The sequence below is a fragment of the Caballeronia sp. LZ029 genome (assembly GCF_031451275.1).
GTDB lineage: Bacteria > Pseudomonadota > Gammaproteobacteria > Burkholderiales > Burkholderiaceae > Caballeronia > Caballeronia jiangsuensis.
Map to the genome: position 1 here is coordinate 1 of NZ_JARUXO010000020.1, position 608 is coordinate 608.

At 57.9% G+C, this 608-nt stretch carries 1 protein-coding gene; it reads right to left on the bottom strand.

What is annotated here, in order from left to right; all coding sequences use genetic code 11:
• Window positions 1-539: helix-turn-helix domain-containing protein (locus QCE73_RS33915; protein ID WP_309885326.1), on the bottom strand; the 539-nt coding region annotated here is incomplete at its 3' end.
• Window positions 540-608: the final 69 nt, after the last annotated feature.

Sequence of the window (608 nt, forward strand, 5' to 3'; positions counted from 1 at the left end):
CGCCCATTGAACGGCGCCTGCTTGGGCCCGTCAATTTTACGACCGTCAGCGTCATGTACCTTTCCCTCCAAGCGCTCCTGTACATATTGACGCAGTTCCACATTAGTCGCCAGTTTCGCGGGCTTGGGTCGTTTAGCGAACCGTTCTGCCTTCCACTGCGCGACAGAGGCACGATACTCGAGATACCCATTGCGTGTTGCTGCATTGCGGGTAATTTCTCGCGATACAGTTGAGGGACTTCGTCCGATACGCCGAGCGATTTCGCGCACGCCGAAGCCTTGGGCCAACAGCAATGCTATCTCTTCCCGCTCAGCGAACGATAAGTATCGACCGGCGATAGGTTTGGACATGAATAGTGGCATGCCGCCACGATAGCGGAACCAGCGCGAACCAACCGCTTGCGATGCGCCTACCGCCTGCGCTGCCTTCTCGCTTGTAATGCCAGTGGCGATCTGTTGCCAAAAGCGTCGCTCGACCTCGTTTCCAAGCGATGGCGCACCCGGCGAGTACATCGCCGCTCGCCCTGTCAAGCGATACACCTGCTTTGCACTTCGCACCATGCAACACCTCCGCGATCAAAGGTGTTGCGACGACCGGTTGAATCCGCC